Source organism: Piscibacillus halophilus, assembly GCF_900110685.1.
Classification (GTDB): Bacteria; Bacillota; Bacilli; order Bacillales; family Alkalibacillaceae; genus Piscibacillus; species Piscibacillus halophilus.
This window is the reverse complement of sequence record NZ_FOES01000008.1, coordinates 54,110-76,527: the sequence shown is the minus strand read 5'-3', so window position 1 is coordinate 76,527 and position 22,418 is coordinate 54,110. Positions and strand designations below refer to the sequence as shown.

General features: G+C 37.3%; 20 protein-coding genes. 8 read left to right on the top strand and 12 right to left on the bottom strand.

Annotation, left to right across the window (positions count from 1 at the left end; translation table 11 throughout):
• Positions 1-48: 48 nt before the first annotated feature.
• The 5 genes from BMY57_RS06070 to BMY57_RS06050 form a co-directional block, all read right to left on the bottom strand.
• Complete coding sequence (locus tag BMY57_RS06070; protein WP_256205254.1) at positions 49-981, bottom strand: ABC transporter permease; 933 nt, start codon at positions 979-981, stop codon at positions 49-51.
• A 27-nt stretch (positions 982-1,008) separates the two neighbouring features.
• A complete protein-coding gene (gene opp4B, locus BMY57_RS06065; protein WP_091773135.1) occupies positions 1,009-1,971 on the bottom strand; it encodes an oligopeptide ABC transporter permease in 963 nt (320 codons plus the stop codon).
• 7 nt (positions 1,972-1,978) lie between these two features.
• The gene (locus BMY57_RS06060; RefSeq protein WP_091773134.1) at positions 1,979-2,905 is read right to left on the bottom strand and encodes an ABC transporter ATP-binding protein; all 927 of its coding nucleotides are present in this window, start codon (positions 2,903-2,905) and stop codon (positions 1,979-1,981) included.
• Positions 2,886-3,908: an ABC transporter ATP-binding protein gene (locus BMY57_RS06055; RefSeq protein WP_091773133.1), complete on the bottom strand. Its 1,023-nt coding sequence runs from the start codon at positions 3,906-3,908 to the stop codon at positions 2,886-2,888. Before BMY57_RS06055 ends, BMY57_RS06060 begins: the two co-directional genes overlap by 20 nt.
• Before the next feature lie 392 nt (positions 3,909-4,300).
• Complete coding sequence (locus BMY57_RS06050; RefSeq protein ID WP_091773132.1) at positions 4,301-6,421, bottom strand: (Fe-S)-binding protein; 2,121 nt, start codon at positions 6,419-6,421, stop codon at positions 4,301-4,303.
• Between the two features lie 196 nt (positions 6,422-6,617).
• Between BMY57_RS06050 and BMY57_RS06045 the strand changes: the two genes are divergently transcribed.
• Positions 6,618-7,787 (top strand): phospholipase D-like domain-containing protein, encoded by a 1,170-nt coding sequence (locus BMY57_RS06045; RefSeq protein WP_091773131.1) that lies wholly within the window; start codon positions 6,618-6,620, stop codon positions 7,785-7,787.
• A gap of 45 nt (positions 7,788-7,832) precedes the next feature.
• Here BMY57_RS06045 and BMY57_RS06040 read toward each other — a convergent pair whose 3' ends face one another.
• The 3 genes from BMY57_RS06040 to BMY57_RS06030 all read right to left on the bottom strand — a co-directional run bounded on the left by BMY57_RS06040 (position 7,833) and on the right by BMY57_RS06030 (position 10,132).
• Entirely contained in the window at positions 7,833-8,330 is a 498-nt protein-coding gene (locus BMY57_RS06040; RefSeq protein WP_091773130.1) for a YwgA family protein, read from the bottom strand.
• An 11-nt stretch (positions 8,331-8,341) separates the two neighbouring features.
• Positions 8,342-9,637, bottom strand: a complete 1,296-nt coding sequence (locus BMY57_RS06035) for an HD domain-containing protein (RefSeq protein ID WP_091773129.1) — start codon at positions 9,635-9,637, stop codon at positions 8,342-8,344.
• A 183-nt stretch (positions 9,638-9,820) separates the two neighbouring features.
• Positions 9,821-10,132: a hypothetical protein gene (locus BMY57_RS06030; RefSeq protein ID WP_091773128.1), complete on the bottom strand. Its 312-nt coding sequence runs from the start codon at positions 10,130-10,132 to the stop codon at positions 9,821-9,823.
• 92 nt (positions 10,133-10,224) lie between these two features.
• On the opposite strand from BMY57_RS06030, the gene BMY57_RS06025 reads away from it, so the two are divergent.
• The gene (locus tag BMY57_RS06025) at positions 10,225-11,046 is read left to right on the top strand and encodes a lipoate--protein ligase family protein (protein WP_091773127.1); all 822 of its coding nucleotides are present in this window, start codon (positions 10,225-10,227) and stop codon (positions 11,044-11,046) included.
• A 41-nt stretch (positions 11,047-11,087) separates the two neighbouring features.
• On the opposite strand, the gene BMY57_RS06020 is transcribed toward BMY57_RS06025, so the two are convergent.
• Entirely contained in the window at positions 11,088-11,942 is an 855-nt protein-coding gene (locus tag BMY57_RS06020) for a catalase-related domain-containing protein (RefSeq protein WP_091773146.1), read from the bottom strand.
• Positions 11,943-12,179: 237 nt separating this feature from the next.
• On the opposite strand from BMY57_RS06020, the gene hemQ reads away from it, so the two are divergent.
• The 3 genes from hemQ to gerQ all read left to right on the top strand — a co-directional run bounded on the left by hemQ (position 12,180) and on the right by gerQ (position 14,523).
• Complete coding sequence (hemQ, locus tag BMY57_RS06015) at positions 12,180-12,923, top strand: hydrogen peroxide-dependent heme synthase (protein WP_091773126.1); 744 nt, start codon at positions 12,180-12,182, stop codon at positions 12,921-12,923.
• 344 nt (positions 12,924-13,267) lie between these two features.
• Positions 13,268-13,699 carry a cell wall hydrolase gene (locus BMY57_RS06010; RefSeq protein WP_091773125.1) on the top strand — a complete coding sequence of 144 codons (432 nt, stop codon included), beginning with the start codon at positions 13,268-13,270 and terminating at the stop codon, positions 13,697-13,699.
• A 257-nt stretch (positions 13,700-13,956) separates the two neighbouring features.
• Complete coding sequence (gene gerQ / locus BMY57_RS16555; protein ID WP_439895784.1) at positions 13,957-14,523, top strand: spore coat protein GerQ; 567 nt, start codon at positions 13,957-13,959, stop codon at positions 14,521-14,523.
• 44 nt (positions 14,524-14,567) lie between these two features.
• On the opposite strand, the gene argS is transcribed toward gerQ, so the two are convergent.
• Together argS and BMY57_RS05995 are read right to left on the bottom strand one after the other, a co-directional pair.
• The gene (gene argS / locus BMY57_RS06000) at positions 14,568-16,238 is read right to left on the bottom strand and encodes an arginine--tRNA ligase (RefSeq protein ID WP_091773124.1); all 1,671 of its coding nucleotides are present in this window, start codon (positions 16,236-16,238) and stop codon (positions 14,568-14,570) included.
• Positions 16,239-16,679: a YwiB family protein gene (locus BMY57_RS05995; protein WP_177176340.1), complete on the bottom strand. Its 441-nt coding sequence runs from the start codon at positions 16,677-16,679 to the stop codon at positions 16,239-16,241.
• 210 nt (positions 16,680-16,889) lie between these two features.
• On the opposite strand from BMY57_RS05995, the gene BMY57_RS05990 reads away from it, so the two are divergent.
• The gene (locus BMY57_RS05990; protein ID WP_091773122.1) at positions 16,890-18,833 is read left to right on the top strand and encodes a transglycosylase domain-containing protein; all 1,944 of its coding nucleotides are present in this window, start codon (positions 16,890-16,892) and stop codon (positions 18,831-18,833) included.
• Between the two features lie 155 nt (positions 18,834-18,988).
• Here BMY57_RS05990 and BMY57_RS05985 read toward each other — a convergent pair whose 3' ends face one another.
• Positions 18,989-19,510, bottom strand: coding sequence for a YwhD family protein (locus BMY57_RS05985; RefSeq protein ID WP_091773121.1), 522 nt, complete (start codon positions 19,508-19,510; stop codon positions 18,989-18,991).
• Positions 19,511-19,701: 191 nt separating this feature from the next.
• Here BMY57_RS05985 and BMY57_RS05980 point away from each other — a divergent pair, with 191 nt between their 5' ends.
• Positions 19,702-20,643, top strand: a complete 942-nt coding sequence (locus tag BMY57_RS05980) for a BMP family lipoprotein (protein WP_091773120.1) — start codon at positions 19,702-19,704, stop codon at positions 20,641-20,643.
• Positions 20,640-22,298 carry a methyl-accepting chemotaxis protein gene (locus BMY57_RS05975; RefSeq protein ID WP_091773119.1) on the top strand — a complete coding sequence of 553 codons (1,659 nt, stop codon included), beginning with the start codon at positions 20,640-20,642 and terminating at the stop codon, positions 22,296-22,298. Before BMY57_RS05980 ends, BMY57_RS05975 begins: the two co-directional genes overlap by 4 nt.
• Positions 22,299-22,418: the final 120 nt, after the last annotated feature.

Here is a 22,418-nt window from a genome sequence, read left to right as displayed (position 1 = left end):
AATTTATACTCAACACTGTATTAATACAGTGAAGGTAACTAATTAAAATTATGCTCGTCTTTGACGCGCATCAGCAGCACGTTTTAATGCTTCGCCAACGTTTCTCACTGCAAGCATTAGTAGTAAAATGAGTATTGCTGCAGGAAGCCATATCCACCAACGCTCTTCCAAAGTTGTTGGGTTAGTAGTATAGCTTAATAATGTACCCAAACTTGGAGTATCTTCAGGAAAACCAAACCCTAAAAACGATAAGCCTGATTCAATTCCAATATTAGCAGCTAAATTCAATGTCATGGTTACGACAACTAGTGATGTAATGTTTGGTAAGACTTGTTTAAAAATAATACTAAAATGTGATGAACCTAAAGTTCTTGACGCTTGAGCATAATCAAGTTCCTTTTCTTGAAGGGCCTTTGATCTAATTAACCTGGCAATTCCCATCCATAAAAATGCTGCCATTATTAATGAAAATGTCCACACGTTATAATCCGGAGCTACAGAGACAAAAACAATAACTAACATGAAGAATGGTAGTACCATAAAGAAATCTACTATCCTCATTAAGAAATTATCTACATGGCCCCCAAAATAACCCGATACAACACCAAATACGACGCCAATAACACCTGATATAAGTGTTACTAAGAATCCTATTGACAGCGAGTTACGTGTTCCAATAATCAACTGACCAAAAACATCTCTTCCACCATAATCAGTTCCTAACCAAAATTCACTAGAAGGCGGTTCATATATAGCAAATAAATCAACTCTAACTACTTGATCTTGGTCAAGAATTAACGAGACACCAAAAACAAATAAAGTGACTAATGTGAAAAAGATGAGTGATACAAGAGCCAATTTATCGTTAAGAAGTTCTTTCCAGAAAATTACTAATCCTGAAGAACTCTTTTGACTATCAACATCTTTATTTTCTTGTTCATTGTTTTTTTCAATTTCCGTTTGTGTTTGTTCACGTGACACTATGCTCACCCCCATTGATGCCTATAATTATTTAATACGAATACGTGGATCTACCATACTTAAAATAATGTCCGATAATAATGCACCAAGTATAGCGCCAATACCAGAAATTAATACTAGTGTTATAGCAACAGTCGTGTCTCTTCTTACAATAGACTCTAAGAATAGATTCCCCATCCCTGGGTAACTAAAGATTTGTTCGATTAAGACTGTCCCATTAATCAAGTTCACAATCTCATACCCGAAGAAAGCTGCTATTGGTAATATTGAATTTCGGAAAATATGGCGATTATAAACACGAGACTCAGACGCACCCTTAGCTCGTGCTGTAATGATAAAATCACGTTGTTTTGTATCGACAATTTCACTCCGTAAATACTGCACTGTCCCTACTGTACCGATTAATGCAATAGATAAAGCTGGTAAGAGAACATGATGTATTTTACTTAAATAGTACTCTAGTGTACCTGGATCCAAACCAGGAGCTACGGAACCTCCTGTTGGGAACCAACCTAGAACAAATCCAAAGATCCAAACTGCTATAAGTCCAAAGATAAAGATTGGTGTCGCGAAACCAATGTAAGTATAACCAGTAATTAATTGGTCAATTAAACGGTCATTGTAACGACCACTAATAATTCCTAATGGTAAACCTATGGCATATATAAAGAATACAGATACAACAGATAACCAAATAGTGTTGACGATTCTTTGACCAATTAATTCAGTTACATCCATTTTATATATAAACGATCGACCAAAATCGCCTTGCACAATTCCTGCAACCCAATCACGGTATTGTATGTACCATGGATTATCTAAACCTAATTGGACACGCAACTCTTCTAATCTTTCTTGTTTAACGGTTGGATCTATTAAACCAGTAAGCGCGTCTCCTGGCATTAACTGCGCTAATATAAATACAATAGCACTTAAAAGTACGATTTGAGGTGTTGTAATCAATAACCTTCTAACTATAAATTTCCACATTTCATGATCAACCTTTCTCTGGTAACGCTACTCGATGTGTATCGGTTACTGGTTTTAATTGATATGCTAACCCTTCTTCGTCGAAATAGTTATTGAATGAGTTTGAGAACTCATTCTTCACTTCTTCGCGGAATTCAAGGTTTTCTTTACGGTTCTGTGGATTAATATCTGGAATTGCTGCAACTAGTCTCTTAGTGTAAATATGTTGAGGATCATTAAAGATTTCTTCTTTTGTTCCTTCTTCCACATAGCGACCGTTATACATAATTCCAATTCGATCACACATATGTTTAACTACACCTAAATCGTGGGATATAAATAAATAAGTCAAATTTAATTCTTTTTGTAAATCTTGCATGAAATTTAAAACTTGAGCTTGTACGGAAACATCTAGTGCTGACACTGGCTCATCCATAATAATCAGCTTAGGCTTAAGAGCGATTGCCCTTGCTACCCCAATACGTTGGCGCTGACCACCCGAGAATTCGTGAGGATACTTTAAAATGCTTTCTGGTGATAGGCCCACTTTCTCTAATAATTCTTGAACCTTTTTCTTTTCTTCTTTTTTAGATAACTTTTCATAGTTTCGTAGAGGCTCTGCAATAATATCTAAAACTCTTTTTCTAGGATTCAAACTAGAATAAGGATCTTGGAAAATCATTTGAATATCTTTTCGAATGTTAACTTTTTTACCAGCGTTTAATAATTCGTCTTTAAAGTATATTTCCCCACCAGTTATCTTATTCAGACCCATTACCGCTTTACCAGTTGTGGTCTTACCAGAGCCTGATTCACCGACTAAACCATAAGTCTCACCAGGTTGAATTTCAAAACTCACACCGTCCACAGCTTTAATTGAATCTATTTTCCTATTTAATATTCCACCTCGAATAGGGAAATGGACTTTTAAATCATCAACTTTGAGCAGTGTCATGGTTCTGTTCCTCCTTGTTCTCTTCTGGGAAGTAGAAATGTTTATAGCACGTACAACGAACAAAGTGGCCTGGGCTTATTTCATGTAGCTCAGGATTCTCTTCATGAGCACTTTCATCGATCCAAGGAATACGCGCACTAAATCTACAACCTTGTCGCGGTAAGTTTTTAAGCGATGGAACAATACCGTGAATAACGTGTAGTTTATCTTGTGCATCATCTACTAGTGGAATTGAACTTAATAATGAGCGAGTATAAGGGTGTTGAGGGTTTTCAAACAAGGTCTCAACATCGGCAATTTCTACGATTTCACCAGCATACATAACTGCTACACGGTCTGCCATCTCTGCTACAACACCTAAGTCGTGGGTAATCAGAATGACACCCGAGCCGAGATCATCTTTTAATTCTCGCATTAAATCTAATATCTGTGCTTGAATTGTAACGTCTAATGCTGTCGTTGGCTCATCGGCGATCAGTAATTCGGGCTGATTTGCAATCGCAATTGCGATGATGACACGTTGTCTCATACCCCCAGATAATTCATGAGGGAATTGGTTATATACATGTTTAGGTCTAGGTATTTCGACCTTTTCTAACAAATCTATAATGTATTCTTTTCGTTTCTTTTTTGGCATATTTTTGTTATGCAAAATAAGAGCTTCGTCGATCTGTCGACCAATTTCCATTAATGGGTTTAGCGCCGTTAATGGATCTTGGAAGATCATTGCAAGCTCGTTACCTCGAAATTTATTCATTTGTTTAGAAGGCAAATTAGCAATGTTTCTTCCTTTAAAAACAATTTCTCCTTCTATTTTTGCACGATTGTGTAACCCCATAACAGAAAATGCAAGAGCACTTTTTCCTGAGCCAGACTCCCCAACAATGGCTAGGACTTCATTCTTATTTACGTTAAGAGAAACATTATCAACCGCTGCATAATACTCTTCCCCAATTCTGAAGGATGTTTTCAGATTTTTTATCTCTAGCAGTGTATTACTCAACTCAATCACCCTATAGTTATATTTTCTCGATGACCAATTCTTAAGGGTTAAAATTTATAAAATTTTTCGAAAATTTTAGTTCGAAACAGCTATATCCATATCAAACAACCCATAAAGTCTATTCGAGAATCCCCATTTTTGTTTTTTTCAGATAAGTTTAACATCTATTATTTTAAGAAAGTAATAATCAAATTGCAACATCTTTTTTAAATTTTTGCAAAAATTATAAAATAAATGGATGGAAATTTCACAATTATTGTAGAAATACAGAGGCTTTTTACATCTTTTTGTTCCAAAATTAACCAAAAATATTTCATATAGTTTTTACATTAGTTCTTTAGAAAGAAAACCCTCTAGTAACTTAAGTTAGCTAGAGGGTTCTAAGTTCAATGTTATGCTGGTTGATCCACTTTAGCTGGCTCACCAAAAATTGAACGCTCAAGTACTTCGGCTACATCTTGAGTTGTCACATCTTCCTCAACTTCTTTAGCTTTCGTACCATCTGTTAACATTGTTAAGCAGTATGGGCACGCACTTGAAATCGTATTAGGCGAAACTTGAAGAGCTTGCTCCGTACGAGCAACATTAATACGGTTACCTGTCTTCTCTTCCGACCACATCATTCCGCCTCCAGCACCACAGCACATTCCATTTTCTTTATTACGTTCAATTTCAACGTATTGCACACCTGGAATTGCCTCTAAAATTTTACGAGGTGGATTATATACGTCATTGTATCGGCCTAAGTAACAAGAATCATGGAACGTTATTTTTTCGTTAATTGCTTGCTCTGGTATTAAACGTCCTTCATCAATTAACTGAGCGAGTAATTCAGTATGATGGTACACTTCACCTTCAAATCCGAAGTCAGGATATTCATTTTTAAATATGTTATAAGCGTGAGGATCAATGGTTACAATCTTTTTCACGTCATTTTTCTCAAATTCTTTAATATTTTTCTCTGCCAACTCTTGGAATAAGAACTCGTTACCTAAACGACGAGCCGTGTCGCCTGAGTTACGCTCTTTATTACCAAGAATAGCGAATTTCACACCTGCTTTATTCATTAAACGTGCGAATGCTAAAGCGATTTTCTGACTGCGATTATCATAAGATCCCATCGATGATACCCAAAATAGGTATTCGAATTCTTCGCCTTCCTTTTTCAGCTCTTTTACTGTAGGGATGCGAAGTGTTTCATCTTGTTCTTTCCAATTTTCACGGTCTTTCTTAGAAAGCCCCCATGGGTTACCTTGACGTTCAATGTTCATCATGGCACGTTGAGCTTCAGGATCCATTTTACCTTCTGTCATCACAAGATAACGACGTAAATCAATAATGGTATCAACGTGTTGGTTCATAACTGGGCACTGATCTTCACAGTTTCGACATGTGGTACAAGCCCATAGTTCTTCTTCAGTTACAACATCGCCTATTAAATCCTTTTCCATCACTTGTTGCGCTAAAGAACCATTAGGATCTACTGCCGCTTGGTTACCAGTTGTTTTTGCAAAGGCATATGAAGGAACCCAAGCAGATTTACCTGTAACCGCTGCCCCTTTTTCTGTTAAATGGTCACGTAATTTAACGATGATGTCCATTGGTGAAAGCATTTTACCTGAACCTGAAGCTGGACATACATTTGTACAACGGCCACATTCAACACAAGCGTATAAATCAAGCAGTTGTAATTGATCTAAATCTTCAACTTTCCCGACACCAAATGTCGGTTCTTCATCTGATTCTTCCATCTCATCAATATCAAAGTCAATTTTCTTAAGCTTACCGTGCTGCTTATCCTTTGTTAAGAATACGTTCGCAGGACCAGCAATTAAATGAGCATGCTTAGACTGTGGAACATACACTAAGAAACTTAATAGTGCAATTAAGTGGATCCACCACATAACATAGAATAACACCGCTGATGCTGTTGGTCCCATCCACGCGAATGCTCCAGCAAACATCGATGCGACTGGTTCCGTCCACGTTAGATCATGGTTATGCCATACAATGGCAGCACCATTCCCCATTAATACTGATAACATAAGTGTACCGATAAAAATAAGAACAAGTCCTGCTTTAAAGCCGCGCTTTAAACGAACGAGTTTTTCAATATAACGACGGTAGAATGCCCAAACAACAGCAACTAAAATCGTAAGTGTTACTAACTCTTGGAAAAATGTGAATCCAGGATAAAAAATACCTAGTGGAAGGTGTGAGTCAGGTGCAAGCCCCTTCCAAATGAAATCGATTGCGCCAAATTGAACTAATAAAAACCCATAAAACATCATGACATGAATAGCGCCTGATTTCTTATCTTTCAATAGCTTCTTCTGACCAAACACAAACGTTAAAATATCTCTAACGCGTTGTTTCATGTCTTGGTCGAATTCTGCTTTTTTCCCCATTTTTATATAAGCAATACGCGTACGTACTACTTGTACAAAGAGGAAAATACCGTAAGCGGTTACACCTAAAAATGCTAACCAGTTAATCAAAAGTAAGATCTCCATAAATGTTCCCCCCGCTTAAGTCTTTACGACGTTGTCTTAGTCCATCTTATCATAAAATTTTATAATTTCATGAAAATTCTTTTTCTTATCTCTTATTATACAATGAATGAGCATTCAGTCAATGTTAAAATTAAACATCCATTCGGTATAAACCTTCTTTCAAAATCGCATAATACAAAAAAAGGGGGAGCCTAATGTGTGGGTTTTAGTCGTTATTATAATCGTGATATTACTATTTTTGATTAAGCAAAGGTTAGAAACTGATACTAGTGAGCATGCATATCCGCACCGTCTTGCAAACATTGATTTTTTCAATGATGGCGAAGAATTGTATGAACAATATTTTAAAGATATACAAGCAGCAAAACATTATGTTTGTGTTTCTTTTTTTATTGTTAAAAGCGATCACTTTAGTGAATCATTTTTTAAATTATTGGCTGATGCGAGTACTAGAGGCGTCAACGTTTATTTATTAGTTGACTTATTAGGGTCAATGGCTATAAAAAAAGGGGATCGTGAAGAGTTAAAAAAAGCTGGAGTGAATATACATTACAGCAATCGTTTAAAATTTCTGTCTCCAATTCGTTCTTTTCACAGACGAAACCACCGTAAAATAGCTATAATGGATGGTCAAACGGCTTATATTGGTGGCTACAATATTGGAGACGAATACATCAATGAAAGCTCACGATTCTCATTTTGGAGAGATTATCATTTACGACTCACCGGCGAAATAGTTAGTGATGTATTAAATGTTTTCTACCATGACTGGAAACTAAATACGAATGAAGAATTAGATTTACCATTAAACCAATCTGAGCCAGGTCAATATGAGTGTCAACTCATTCCTACCTCGAATGGGACGTTGCATCATACTTTTTATAATCTAATTGAACAAGCAGAAAAACGGATCGCGATTGGTTCCCCATACTTCATCCCAAGCCAAAAGTTAATAGATTTGCTGGAAGAGAAAATCGCTCAAGGGGTAAAAGTACAAATCATTTATCCACATGATTCCGATCATATATTAGTTAAAGAAGCTTCCTCGCCTTTTTTATCAAAAATGCATCGAGCGGGAGCTGAGGTTAAATTGTTTAAAAAAGGATTTTACCATGCAAAGGCGATCTTTATTGACGATCAAGTGTGCGATATTGGAACCGCTAATTTTGATCAGCGTAGTTTATATTATAATAATGAAGTAAATTTAATTATCTATAATCAGCAGTTGGTTCAAAAGCTTTACCAACATTATGCGGAAGATTTTAATTATGCAAGTCCATTTTATGAAGATTGGTATGACTATCCAAACAGTCAATTTACTTGGTTAAAGAAATTTTTAGCACGGATATTTTATCCCTTATTATAGTCGAACTTATAAAATCCCCATCTACATTGGTAAATGGGGATTTTGTTAATGTTTTTTCATTTCATCAATAAACAGCCAAGCTTCTTCTAAATCTTCATCGGTGTAATTTTGTTTACTTTTAACAGTTAATACTTTTTGTTCAATTTCTTCTTTTGGGAAATTATCAAAGAACAGCATAGTAGAAACAAGCTCTAAGAATTTAGAACTTTTTTGATTCATCTTATCAATCATCTCAGACATATTCGGCGCTTGAACTTTTGAATCATCTAAAAAGCTAGTCCCTTGATCCGTTAATGTATAACGGTATTGATAATAACCTTTTTCTTTCTCTTTCTCTTCTACTAAAAAGCCTAAATTGCACAGTTCTTCTATACGTGTAGATAATTCTTCTGAATAAGGCCCATAAAAATGAAAAGAATAACGTTCAGAGAAATCAAAGCCTGATTTTTTCAAAATATATACCATTTTTTGTAGACGTTTACGTCCAACCACTTCCTCAGCCTGTTCAAAAAATGCCATCAGTTTAGCATGATCTTCTAACATACGCTCAGCCCCTATCCCTTTAAAATTTCTCTTATTCGACGTTTGATGTCACTGTCTTCGGGTAGTTGGTCTATCAAATCACTAGCAAAATATAATTTATGATCGGTTCTTTTTTTGCCTGAAATAGCTTCAACAATATCCGATTGTCTTGATAGTTCCTTCAATTCTCCATTTGGCATTTGAAGTAAAATCGGTAACCGTTCTTCATCTTCGCCTTGGCGGTAAAAATCATAGGGTAAGTCAGATGAAGAATCGACTTCTAAGTAATAAGAAGGATCAATTCCCGCTTCCATAAAACAATCCTTTAACTCCATTAATTCGCGATATTGATTTCCTGGATTAAACTCAATGTATTTAAATAAATCACGATCCACAAAGCGACGGCATAAATCTGCTAAAATTTGATCGTCTTCCTCCTGCCAAATGTGAAAATAATAAAATGCCACATTCTCATCTAGTTTCAAATAATCATTTAACGATACATCTTTTTCAAAGAAACTAATAAAATGGGTCGGTGCCAATTTAAATATATAATCTGAATGAAAAAGCTCTTTTGCCCGGTGTAAGATCTTCGTTAAAATGACCTCTGCACTTCGCGTCACTGGGTGAAAATACACTTGCCAATACATCTGATAACGACTCATGATGTAATCTTCAACTGCATGCATACCACTTTCTTTTATGACAGCTTGGTCTTCCATTGGCCGCATCACACGTAAAATTCTTTCCATATCAAAATGACCATAACTAACACCCGTAAAGAAAGCATCTCTTTGTAAGTAATCCATCCGATCCGCATCAATTTGACTGGAAATTAAGCTGACAACTAATTTATTTGGATACGTCTTGTTTATGACATCTGCAACGTCTTGCGGAAAGTTCGGATCTACTTTAGATAAAATGTCATGAACTTTTGTATCTCCTAATACGACTTCTCTTGTAAAGTCCTCATGATCGAGGTCAAATACTTTTTCGAAGGAATGAGAAAACGGTCCATGTCCTAAATCATGCAGTAGGGCAGCACATAGGCATAGCAACCTTTCATCTTCACTCCAATTAGGTTTTCCTTTAAAATTCTCTACAATTCGGCGCACAATTTCATAAACACCAAGTGAATGACTGAATCGACTATGCTCTGCACCATGAAAGGTTAAATAAGTCGTGCCTAATTGTTTGATTCGTCGCAAGCGTTGAAATTCCGGTGTTCCAATCAAATCCCAAATTACACGATCACGAACGTGTATGTAGCGATGGACAGGATCTTTAAATACTTTCTCTTCGCTTAATTGTTCATGGCGATATGACATGTTTTCCGACCTTTCTACAATATATATCCTTCATTATAACGATTTTTAAAATGAATTACATCCTTAACTTGGTTAATTTTTTAAAATAATAAGCTCTCGTATTACCAAACCCAATACGAGAGCTTATTTACAGTTCACATATTTTTTATCAATCGTTTTTGTTTACAATCATTCGATAAATATTTACAGTTCCCCCTCAAACCTTGCTTGTTTAAGGTTATAAATGCCATCAAGTAATAACGTAAAGAAGGCTACCCAATGGAGTACCATTCCGAGAAATGGAACAATGGCTAAAATAGAAATCACCATTCCTATAATCGCACCCCATTTAGCATAGCCGTAATTTATTGATAGTAATAATATACCTAGGTAAAATAAGAACATAAATAATAGCGGTCCCCAAGCATTCGCAAAAATAAACGCCCCACCGACAAACGGAATTCCTAAGAAAAACTCAATTCCTGATGCGATCAATTTAAGTACAGCAGTTAACATAAATCCACATCCTTTTCTTCTAACTCATTCTATTATAATATGTTGTTGGTACATTCGTCATTTAACAAACTAAATTTTGAAGGAACGATGATATGAAACACCCATTATTAAATGTTCAACATATAAGAAAAATTGATCACAGTAACGCCACAGAAGCTAAGATTATCGAATCTTTTGCCTATGATGATGCGTTATGTTTAACTGCGAGCGAAAAACACGAAACGGCCATTCGTTATTGGGTTCATAAACCGACTGTTGTTCTAGGAATCCCCGATAGTCGCCTGCCTTATTTAAATGAAGGTATAGACTATTTGGAACAACACGGTTACCAAGTCCTCGTTCGGAATTCTGGAGGCCTAGCGGTTGTGCTGGATGAAGGTGTGTTAAACGTGTCACTTATTTTCCCAGATGCTAAGGAATATGATATTCACGATGGTTATGAAGCAATGGTTGATTTCATTAAGTGGATTTTTTCTGATGAAGGAAGACCGATTCAAGCATATGAAATTGAAGAATCCTATTGCCCTGGAACATATGATTTAAGTATTGGCGGAAAAAAATTTGCAGGAATCTCTCAAAGGCGTGTAAAAAATGGCTCAGCCGTTCAAATCTATTTAGACGTAGAAGGTCAAGGTGAAGAGCGAGCTAATTTACTCAAAAACTTTTATGACATCGCATTAAAAGGTGAGGAAACAAAATTTAATTATCCAAATATTGACCCTTATGTTATGGCTTCACTCGAGCAGCTTTTTCAAAAATCAATGACGGTTCAACAAGTGATCGATCGAATTGAGGACAAGATTGTTCAACAAAAAATCTCAATTGATGAACGACCATTTTCAAATCAAGAAATCAAATGGTTTGAAAACCGCTTAGAATTAATGCACCAGAGAAATAAACGAATTCATCACTAATGAAAAATGCCTTCCCATTCTCAAGGAAGGCATTTATTGTATTAAACCATCTCTCGATTCCAATGACGGTGTTCGGCAATGGCTACAATAAAATCTTTGGTAAATGTCGTTAGGTCATCGTTCGTTATGACACCTGCAGCGTTATCAATATCAACTTTCTTCAATAATTTAATCCCGTCATGCGTGCCGCCAATTGGTTTATAATGCGCAAATGCTTCTTTTGCAAAATATAACGTATACTGTTCAAAGTCTTGGTCCATCTGCGGTCTTCCAACTAAATAAAGCGCATCAAATAATACCGATTCCCCTGTTAGGAATGTGTGATCAGCTTCTAATTCCTCACCGTCAGAACCTTTTATCGTTCCTAATTGATGACTAATTATTTCTGGGTGCATATTTGCTTCCTCAAGGGCTTTGATAACATCTTTTACTTCTGATCCTTTATACCCTTCTCCAACAATGACACCAATTTTACGTGTATCAGGCACTTTTGTTGTATTTTCTTGGCTTAAAGCAGGAGAAGATTTCGTCACATTAGAACCGCCACTTTCTGGAACTTTCACACCAACATTTTTAGCTACCGTTTGCGCTAATTCAAGGCTAACATTAGCAAACATATCGACCACTTGCTGTTGAACAGATTGACTTGATAATTTTCCTAGTTCAAAAGAAAAAGCTTGTTTAATATGTTCTTTTTCAGGTTCGCTCATACTGTTCCAGAACAACGTGGCTTGTGAGAAATGGTCTTTAAAGCTATCACTTCGATTTCGTACTTTATGGCCCTCGACCTTTTCTTGATAATGTTCAAAACCGCCTTCTTCAGGTCGAGCAGGTTCTGGTGTGTTATTAGCTAACGAATTTTTATGGTAACTAACTTGACCTTGGTTAATTGTCATACGATTATATCCCAAGCTGTTGGTCTTTACGATTTTGTTGATCACTCATGCTAACTGACCTCCTATAGATGATTTATAGTTATGTACCCGTATATTTTTTTATAAAAACTTGTCCCCAAAATATTGAATCGAAATTCCTATACTTTGTTAACAAAACGTTCACGGGCTTTTCCTTTAACGTCTTAACTCGCTTTATGATATAGTTAACTTGGAAAATGAAATTAAGGAGTGAAATCAATGCCAGAAGCAGTGGAAACTCTAGATGGTTGGTATTGTTTACATGATTTTAGAAAAATCGATTGGAGTGCTTGGAAGCAAGCCTCAAAAGAAGAACGTCAAGAAGCATTAAATGAGTTTAATGATCTATTAACAAGTTGGGAAGAAGTTGAGTCCAACAGAAATGGTAGTGTCGGCCTATATCAAATTATTGGTCAAAAAGCTGACTTACTGATTATGAACTTACGCCCAACGATGGAAGAACTTACCGAACTTGAAAATACGTTTAATAAATCAAAGCTGGCAGAGTTTTTAATTCCAGCTTACTCTTTCGTATCTGTTGTCGAACTTTCAACATATATGGCTAAGGGTAAAGATCCTGAGACAGACCCTGAATTACAGGCACGTCTTAAGCCCATGCTTCCAAAATGGGAACATGTCTGCTTCTACCCAATGGACCGTAAGCGTGAAGGTGACAATAACTGGTTCATGGAAGAAAAAGATGAGCGTGGCCGCTTAATGTACGAGCATGGTATGACAGGCCGTAAATATGCAGGTAAAGTCCGTCAAATCATTACAGGAAGTATCGGATTTGATGATTGGGAATGGGGCGTCACATTATACGCTCATGATATGCTTCAATTTAAGAAACTTATTTATGAAATGCGTTTTGATGAAGTGAGTGCACGTTTTGCTATTTTCGGTGAATTTTTCATTGGACATCGTAAAACAAAAGACGATTTAAACGAAATTATGGGAGTATAACTGGGTCACAAATGTGGCCCAGTTTTTTTATATTAAAAAGAATGCAAATACCCTTCCAATTTTCGCAATTAATTCTTCTATAACCGCAAGTAAACTTAACGTTTTTGCAAATAGAAGTTTAAAGATTGCAAATGAACTCGAGTTTCTTGCAAGTAAATCTCCAAGAACCACAAGTAAATTCTTAATACCTGCAAATACTTCCTTCTAACAAATTCGTATCAATCGTGATTTCTCTCTTCCCCCTTTTTACCAAGTTAATTAAAAAGTACAAGCGAGTCATATCAACATTTACCCATTTAATCATATAAATGAACTAGTGATGGGGATTAAAGAGGTGGTATTAGTTGGCAGTCATAGCTTATAACGAAGCAGAGCTCAAAGAATTAGCAAGACTTATGCGTGCTGAAGCTGAGGGAGATGGTCAGTTAGGTATGCTCTTAGTCGGTAACGTTGGTGTTAACCGCGTACGAGCCGATTGTTTAGATTTTGAGAATATCAATTCACTACTAGATATGATCTATCAATCTCCAGGTGGATTTGAAGCTATTCAAGACTCATATTTTTATCAAAGAGCACGTGAACAAGAAATACGTTTAGCCAGGAGAGTGGTTGGAGGAGAAGAGTTCGATCCAGGAGATGACTCACTATGGTTTTTCATGCCTGGTGGAGAATGTCCACCCCAATGGTTCGGACAATGGAATGTTGGCCGCTTCAAATCTCATTGTTTTTATACTCCTCAACCAGGTGAATGTCCTAACTTGTTTGGTGATCAATAAATTTTTATTTTAATATAGGAGGTAGATGATCATTGGATCAGTCAAAAGGTAAATATCAAGGTGGAAAGCTACCAGATAAAAAATCTTTCAACAACCCTAGCAATCTGAAAGGTTCATCTGGTAAGTGGCCAGGCGGAGATAAAAAATGGCCAGGAGGTAGCGGAAAGAAAATGACCCTTCCAGGAAAAGGACAAATGGGTGGAAAAGTGCAAGGAATGTATGGAGGTTCACCTAATAACGGTGGGCCACAAGGAACGATGCCTTACATGGGTAACCAGCAAGGTTCTATGCAAGGTATGGGTGGTCCACAAGGACAGCAAATGCCAGGTATGGTGCAAGGTGTCCAGCAAGGGCAAATGCTGGGCACGGGGCAACAAGGGCAAATGATGCCTGGTATGATGCAAGGTGGGCCACAAGGACAGATGCAAGGCATGCCTGGTATGATGCAAAACGGCCCACAAAACGGTCAACAGGGGGGACAACAACAAGGACAACAACAAGGACAGCAACAAGGGCAACCAATGCCTCCCGGAACTATGATGGGTCAAGGAGCTTTTCCAGGAGGACAGCAGCTTCCACGCGAACTTTCTTATATCGAGAACATTCTTCGTTTGAACCGTGGCAAGCCTGCTACACTTTACTTTACATTTGAAAATAATGACGAATGGAACGCTAGAGTTTTTAGAGGTATCATAGAAGAAGCTGGAAAAGATCATATCGTCGTATCTGATACTGAGAATAATCGTTGGTACCTACTATTAATGATTTACCTTGACTACATCGTGTTTGACGAAGAAATTGAATATCAATACCCATTCGGATAAGAAAAAGCAGGCATCCCTATAAGGATTGCCTGCTTTCTTTATGGTTACATTTTTTCTGGTGCTTCAACACCAATTAATTTTAAGGCATCTTGGATCACGACACGTACAGCCTTCATTAAAGTAATTCTAGCTTGCGTTAATTCCATATTGTCTAAATCAATAACCTTTTCTGCATTGTAAAAACTATGAAGATCAGATGCTAAGTCAAAAACATACTGAGGTATACGGTGAGGCGTACGTTTTTCAGCTGCATCTGCAACAACTTGAGGATAATCCCCTAACCGCTTCAATAACGCAACTTCTTTTTCTGCCTGAAGTAAAGATGTGTCTACCTCAGCATTAATATCAACGCCTTTTTCCTCAGCTTGGCGTAACATACTGCAAATACGAGCATGTGCATATTGTACGTAATAAACTGGGTTTTCATTAGATTGAGTTTTAGCTAAGTCTAAATCAAAATCTAAATGAGCGTCATTCGAGCGCATGATAAAGAAATAACGAGTCGCATCTAAACCGACCTCTTCAATCAGTTCTTTCATCGTGACAGCCTTACCTGTACGCTTACTCATTTTCACTTTTTCTCCGTTTTCAAACAGGTTGACCATCTGGGTAATTTTAATATCTAAAACGTCTTTAGAATAGCCTAATGCTTGGATTGCCGCATGCATACGTGCTACATAACCGTGGTGGTCCGCTCCCCAAACATTTATTAACTCATCAAAGCCACGCTGAATTTTATTTAAGTGATAAGCAATATCGGGTGTTAAATAAGTGTAAGAACCGTCTTGTTTGACCAATACACGGTCCTTGTCATCACCAAAATCTGTAGATTTAAACCATGTTGCGCCATCTGCCTCATAGACGTAACCTTTTTCACGTAACTGCTCAACAGCATTAGCCACTAAGTTTTGTTCGTATAATGACGTTTCAGAGAACCAAGAATCAAATGTCACGCGATAATTTGCAAGGTCTTTCTCAATTCGATGTAGTAAATGTTTTAAACCATAGTGACGAAATTCTAATAAACGATCACTCTCATCCATTTTTGTAAAACGGTCCGCATGCTCTGCGACTAAATCGTTAGCTAAATCAATAATATCTTGCCCTTGGTAACCATCTTCTGGCATGGCCATCTCTTGACCTAACGCTTGGAAATAACGAGCATTAATGGATTGCGCAAGATTATCAATTTGATTACCTGCATCATTAATGTAATATTCACGTTCAATATCGAAACCCGCTTTTTCCATCACGTTCGCTAATGCATCACCAAACGCCGCCCCACGAGCATGTCCTAAATGAAGGGTTCCAGTCGGGTTAGCTGACACAAACTCGATTTGTACGCGTTTTCCATTACCTGCATTCGATGTCCCGTATGCTTCACCTTGATTTAAAATGGTATCGACTACTTGTGTTAAAGATGACTGATCAATAAAAAAGTTAATAAAACCGGGACCAGCAATATCAACTTGTTTAACTGACGCTTTTTCCGTATCTAAATGCTCCACGAGATCTTCAGCTATTTGACGTGGTGCCTTTTTTGCAATGCGAGCTAACTGCATGGCCATATTTGTTGCATAATCACCATGTGCTTTATCTTTTGGTGTTTCTAAAACAACATCAGGCATTTCTTCCTGAGTTGCGAGACCCGCTTTCAGAACAGCGGATTCAATTTCTTGTTTTAATGTTTGTTCGATTTGACCTACTATGTTCATTTAGGCAACCTCCTCTTGAAAGTGTAACTCAAATGTATGGCGTCTCGGCTCTTGATCATTCAATGCCACATCATAATTTAAATAGATCCGGCCGGAACGGTTTCCAATTCCTTTTACAAATTGCATATGATGTGTAGTAGTTTCCATGCGGAATTTTCCGTACGGATGATGGTATACACATTCCGTACTCGATCCAATGCGGAATACTTGGTGCATTTGCAATGAACCTTCACGTTTAATAGATACGCGATCGTCTTGAATGACAATCGTTGTATGGACGAGGCCTAGGTCTTCCATTTCCTCTTTATATTTAATCATATGAACCTTTCCTCTATGAACATATGAACCATTTTCTGTTCTGGATATATTCTCATTACCATTTTGATCATCCACAATTTCAGTTTCTATCTTTATATGAACGGGGATTGTTTCATTCGACAAACCAATCTTCCTTTCTATCTTAACCAATCAACCGTAATTCAAATATTTTTAGATACCTATATATTTTGCCATAAAACGAGTCTGAATGAAATTCTTCAAACTGATTATATCGAACAATACGGTTAAATAGAAGTCTTCAATGTTTAAATTAATGCCAATTTTTACATACTAATAAGAGCAATTAATGTCGAAATACAGGAGAGGTGCCCCATGATTAAAAAAATATTAACACCTATTATTGCTCTATTAGTCTTTACCATCTCAGCTGGAGTTGTCATACTTGTGTACTCTGTTCTTCAAGGACCACCTGAGATCAACCTTGATGAAAATACCATTGTATATGATCAAGATGGTGAAGTCCTAGCAGTAGAACAGGGGGTTCAAAATAGATTTTGGGTAGAATTAGATGATATCTCTCCACATGTATTAGATGCTTTTCTTGCCGCTGAGGATGAGCATTTTTATCAACATTTTGGTTTCGACGTAAAACGGATTTTAGGTGCCACCTATTATAACATTCTCTCCATGGATAAACTGCAAGGAGCTAGTACCATTACTCAACAGTACGCGCGAAATGTATTTTTAACGAACCAAAAGACTTGGAAACGAAAAATCCAAGAAGCTCTAATTGCCTTACGTTTAGAAATTTTTCAAGACAAAAATGAGATTTTAGAAGGCTATTTAAATACGATTTATTTCGGACATGGACAATATGGTATTCAAGCTGCAAGTCAATTTTATTTCGATAAAAATGCCGATGATTTAACGCTAGAAGAAGCTGCTTTATTATCTGGAATTCCGAAAGGTCCATCTGTCTATTCACCCCTTGTCTCATATGAAAATGCGATTGATCGTCAGAAATGGATTTTAGAACGTATGCATGAAACAGGGAAAATCACTGAAACAGCGATGAACCGAGCTAAGCAAAAAGAATTAAGTGTCTCCGTAACCGCTTCAGAACAAGAAACGGAGGTTGGTAAATATTTAACTGAATATGCCATGAAAGAAGCCTCAAAGATTTTAGGAATTGACCGTCAATCATTAGATGGACAAGGCTATCAAGTGTACACCACGATTAATCAAGAAGCACAGCAAAAACTTGAACAAACCATTCAAGAAGAATTACCCGAGGATTCAGAAGAGCTGCAAATTGGAGCTGTCACGATTGATCCTAAGAGCGGAAAAATTGTCGCCATGCAAGGTGGAAGAAACTTTGATCAGACACCTTTTAACCGGGTAACTCAAGCTAAACGGATGACAGGCTCTACATTTAAACCGTTTCTCTACTATGCAGCCTTAGTTTATGGTTTTACACCATCCACCACACTTGAAAGTCGCCAAACAACCTTTACACTTGAAAACGGCAAAACATACAGCCCTGCTAACTTTGGCGATCATTATGCAGACCGCCCTGTTACACTTGCTCAAGCAGTAGCGGTATCGGATAATATTTTTGCACTAAAAACAAACCAATATATAGATCCTGAAAACTTGGTAGAAGCTGCTCACGCTTTTGGGATTGATCAAGAGCTTCAACCGGTTCTTTCTTTGGCATTAGGTACTGCGACTGTTTCTCCACTTGAGATGGCTGAAGCTTACAGTGTTTTAGCTAATGAGGGGTGGTCAGTAGACCCTTATGTCATTGACAAAATTGTTGACCGAGATGGGAATGTCGTATATCAACACCAATCTGAAAAACCTGAACGAATGTTAGAGGAAAATCATGCGTTTGTGCTGACCCATATGCTTACAGGGATGTTTGATAACCGATTAAGCGATTATATGAGTGTAACAGGTGGGAATATCGCAGACCAGCTGACCCATCAATACGCAGGTAAGTCAGGTACAACACCCAATGACAGCTGGATGATTGGTTATAGTCCACAATATACGACCGCTATTTGGACTGGTTACGATGACAATAGAGAAATAGAAAAAATTCAAGATACACGTGTAGCTAAACAAGTTTGGGCTAAGTATATGGAGCAAATACATGAGGACCTACCACTTGAAACGTTTGAAGCGCCTTCCGGAGTCGTAGGTGTACAGGTTGATCCGATCACAGGAAAACTAGAGGGTCCTGCATGCGAAGGTGAAACTCGATTAATGTATTTTATTAAAGGGACTCAACCAAAAGAAGCGTGTAGTAGGTGATATAGTTATAAAAATAAAAGGGGCTGGCCACAAATGGCTAGCCCCTTTTATTTGTCCTAATAAACATGTGCGTAAAAACCCATGTTTAGTTTTATTTTACAAATGATTTTCTAATCTTACAATGTAAAAGATTAATGTTCACAATTCATTCATAATTATGCGAACGCTTGTTTCAATTCATCTGTTGAATTTTCCCAGTAAGTCTCATTGAAATCTTTAAGGAAATCTCCTAATAATTTCTTCGAATGATCATCCATTTGATCCACAACGACACGACCTTTAAGCGATTTGTCCATTCGGTTGACGTGTTCAGCTAAAATTTTAAACCCACGACGTGCCTCACGGTCTACTTCTAAATAACTTGCTGCCACACCGTGATAATAAGGTCCCTCTTCTTTGCGTTCGACCGTCACCCAAACAATCCAATAAGGTTTTCCATTTGGAACTTCTTCTTTTTCGGTTACAAATTTTATTCTTTTCTCCACTTCACTTCGAGCATGCATCGCACCCATATCCACCCATACACGGTCCTCATTTGGGTCAACAATTAATGGAGACATATTTTCTAAACTGATGGCTCCTCCACCGGTATAACCTGGGTGACCATCAATGGGATCATCTTTCATAATCGTAAATTGATTACTTTTCTTATTGTCTTTATCGTCAAACGACTTCATCGCGAAACCTCCCTCAATACTAGTCTAAATCTATTTTGCCATAAAGCGGCTTGATTATAAAGTAAAGGCGACTTCTCAAATTGATCGAAAATAACTCCAATTCAGTCTATTTCCTAAAGTGTTAAAAGGTGGAATACTATGCCGATATTATAGTTCGATACGATCTAAGAATAGTAGTTAGGAGTGATGATATGAAACGGGTGCTATTTATCGCACTTATAGTCATAACCATTATACTTACTGGGTGTAATGACGACAACAATCATACAGCAGATGATGGAATCAGTGCTGGTCTATTAGTTACCGAAAGTGGTTTAGGTGATGATTCATTTAGCGACTCTGCCTTTCATGGTTTAGAACAAGCACGAGATGAGTTAGGCATTACCTTCGATTACCGCGAACCTTTTGAAAGTGATTTTGTAGCCCAAATGGAGAATCTTATAGAACAAGACCATGATGTCATTATAGGTTTAAGCTATAATGCTTTGGCAGCCATGGACCAATTAGCGGAAAAATATCCTGAACAGCAATTCGTATTAATCGACGCGGTTTCTGAGAAGGACAATGTAACCTCGATTACGTTTAAAGAGGATGAAGGTAGTTACTTAATCGGGCTCATTGCGGGCATGAAAACAGAATCCGATGTTGTTGGATTTATTGGTGGAGAGCGCATTGAAGTTGTAGAGAAATTTGAAGAAGGATTTACAAAAGGTGTTAAAGAGGTCAATAGTGAAGCAGACGTATTAGTTGAGTATGCTGAAACCTTTGACGATGACGGATTAGGTGCTCAAATCACGCAAGATATGGTCGAACAAGGTGCCGATTACATTTTTCATGCGGCTGGCTTTACAGGAGTCGGAACACTGAAAGAAGCTGAAAAACAAGGAATCTATGCTTTTGGTGTAGATACGGATCAGTATTTTGTTGCAGAAGATGCAGTGGTGTCTTCGATGATGAAAAATGTGAACATTGCTTTGTACGATATCATGGAAAAGCTTGCAAATGGTGAAAAATTAGACGGAAGCCATATTGAATTAGGGATTGAAGAAGAAGGTGTCGGCCTAGCTCCAATTCGACTCATACAGCTGACAGAATCTGAGCAAAGTCGTATTGATGAGGTGGTGGAACAATGAGTATTAGTAAACGATTATACACGATGACACTAATCCCACTGTTATTAAGTCTAGTCTTAATTTCATATATTGTATTTCAGATGATTAGTCTTGAGAGTTCTTCAAACGAGGATGTCGAGTATTTACTTGAGGTAAAAGAGTTAAACAGTGAACTTATCACGGTTGAACAGACATTAGATACATATGGCTTCAACCCTTCAGAAGCATCTCGACAAAAGGCTTTAACACAAGTTGAAACGACAAATGAAACCATCAAAAACGTCGAATCAATGATTCGTACGGAAGAACAACAAAAGTGGTTCGATCAAGCTTTAAATAAGTTTAATAGCTGGGAGCAAACCACTAACAGCGCATTAGAAACGGAAGATTTAAACGAAGTCCAAAGGCAAGCTTCTAGAACGGCAGGTATGTTAAATGATATTTATATGCTTCAGCGAGAGGCACAAGCGTGGTACGATGGAAAGGTTGCCTCTCAAGAAAATGCAATTCAAAATCTGATTACGTTTGCCGTTATTGCAGCGATCGTTCTAGTGGCATTATCTATTCTAGCTACATCTCGACTGACGGCCCGTATTGCAAAACCAATGAGAGAGCTGTCAAACCAAGCAACTCAAGTAGCAGATGGGGATTTAACAACAAATATCAGTGCTCCTGAGGTTGCTAAAGACGAAATAGATCAATTAAAACAGGCATTTAAAATTATGATTGATAACTTAACTTCCACACTTCAATCGGTTCAAAAAATCGGAAGCAATGTCAATGAATTTAGTACAAAGTTGAACGATGAGATGGAAGGATTATCAGAGGCCTCCCAGCAAGTATCTAGTTCAACAGATGAGCTAGCAGAGGGAAGCCAATCCATTTCAAATGATATTCAAGATGTAGCGGAATTAATGGAGAAAATGAATACTAACTTTGAGAAGAATATGGCAGAAAGCCAAAATGCATCTGAAAAAAGTACACAGGCCCTCTCTTCTGTTAAAGATGGGCAATCAGCTATTCAAGATCAAAGAACTGTCATGGAACAACACAATCAATCGATTCAGAAGGTTGAGAAGTCAGTTAATCAATTTATACAATATACCGACGAAATTGAAAAAACCATTAATCTTGTAAATGATCTTTCAGAACAGACGAATCTATTAGCATTAAATGCTGCGATTGAAGCTGCTCGCGCTGGAGAACATGGGAAAGGATTTGCAGTTGTCGCAGATGAGGTAAGAAAACTAGCTGAGCAATCGACGAACGCGACGAGTGAAATTTCAAACATGGTCGATCAAATTAAATCAGGCGTCACAACGATTGAACAAGAAATGCATGAGACCGTACAATTAACTAACCAACAACATGAATCGCTTAATTCATCAGAAGAATCGTTTAAATACATTCATGAACATGTTAACACCATCTATGAACGTCTAAATGCACTAGTAGAAGAAATGAATATATCTAAAGATCAAAGCTCACAAGTCACATCGTCCATTCAGAACGTAAGCGCAATTACCGAAGAGACTGCTGCAGGCACTGAAGAAATTTCAGCGTCAGCAGAAGAACAACAGCACGCCTTTGATCAATTAAAACAAGAAGCCAAACAACTAGAAAACATGGTAAACGAGCTTAACAAACACTTAGCGCATTTTAAGATGAAGGAATAATATTACTGGGGCTGTCCCAAAAGTCATGAAAAATGACTGACGGGACCCCCTTTTTCATTTTGATAAACATTAATTGGTGAGTGCTTTTATTTGTTATCCAAAAAAGGTTTCCTTAAGAAT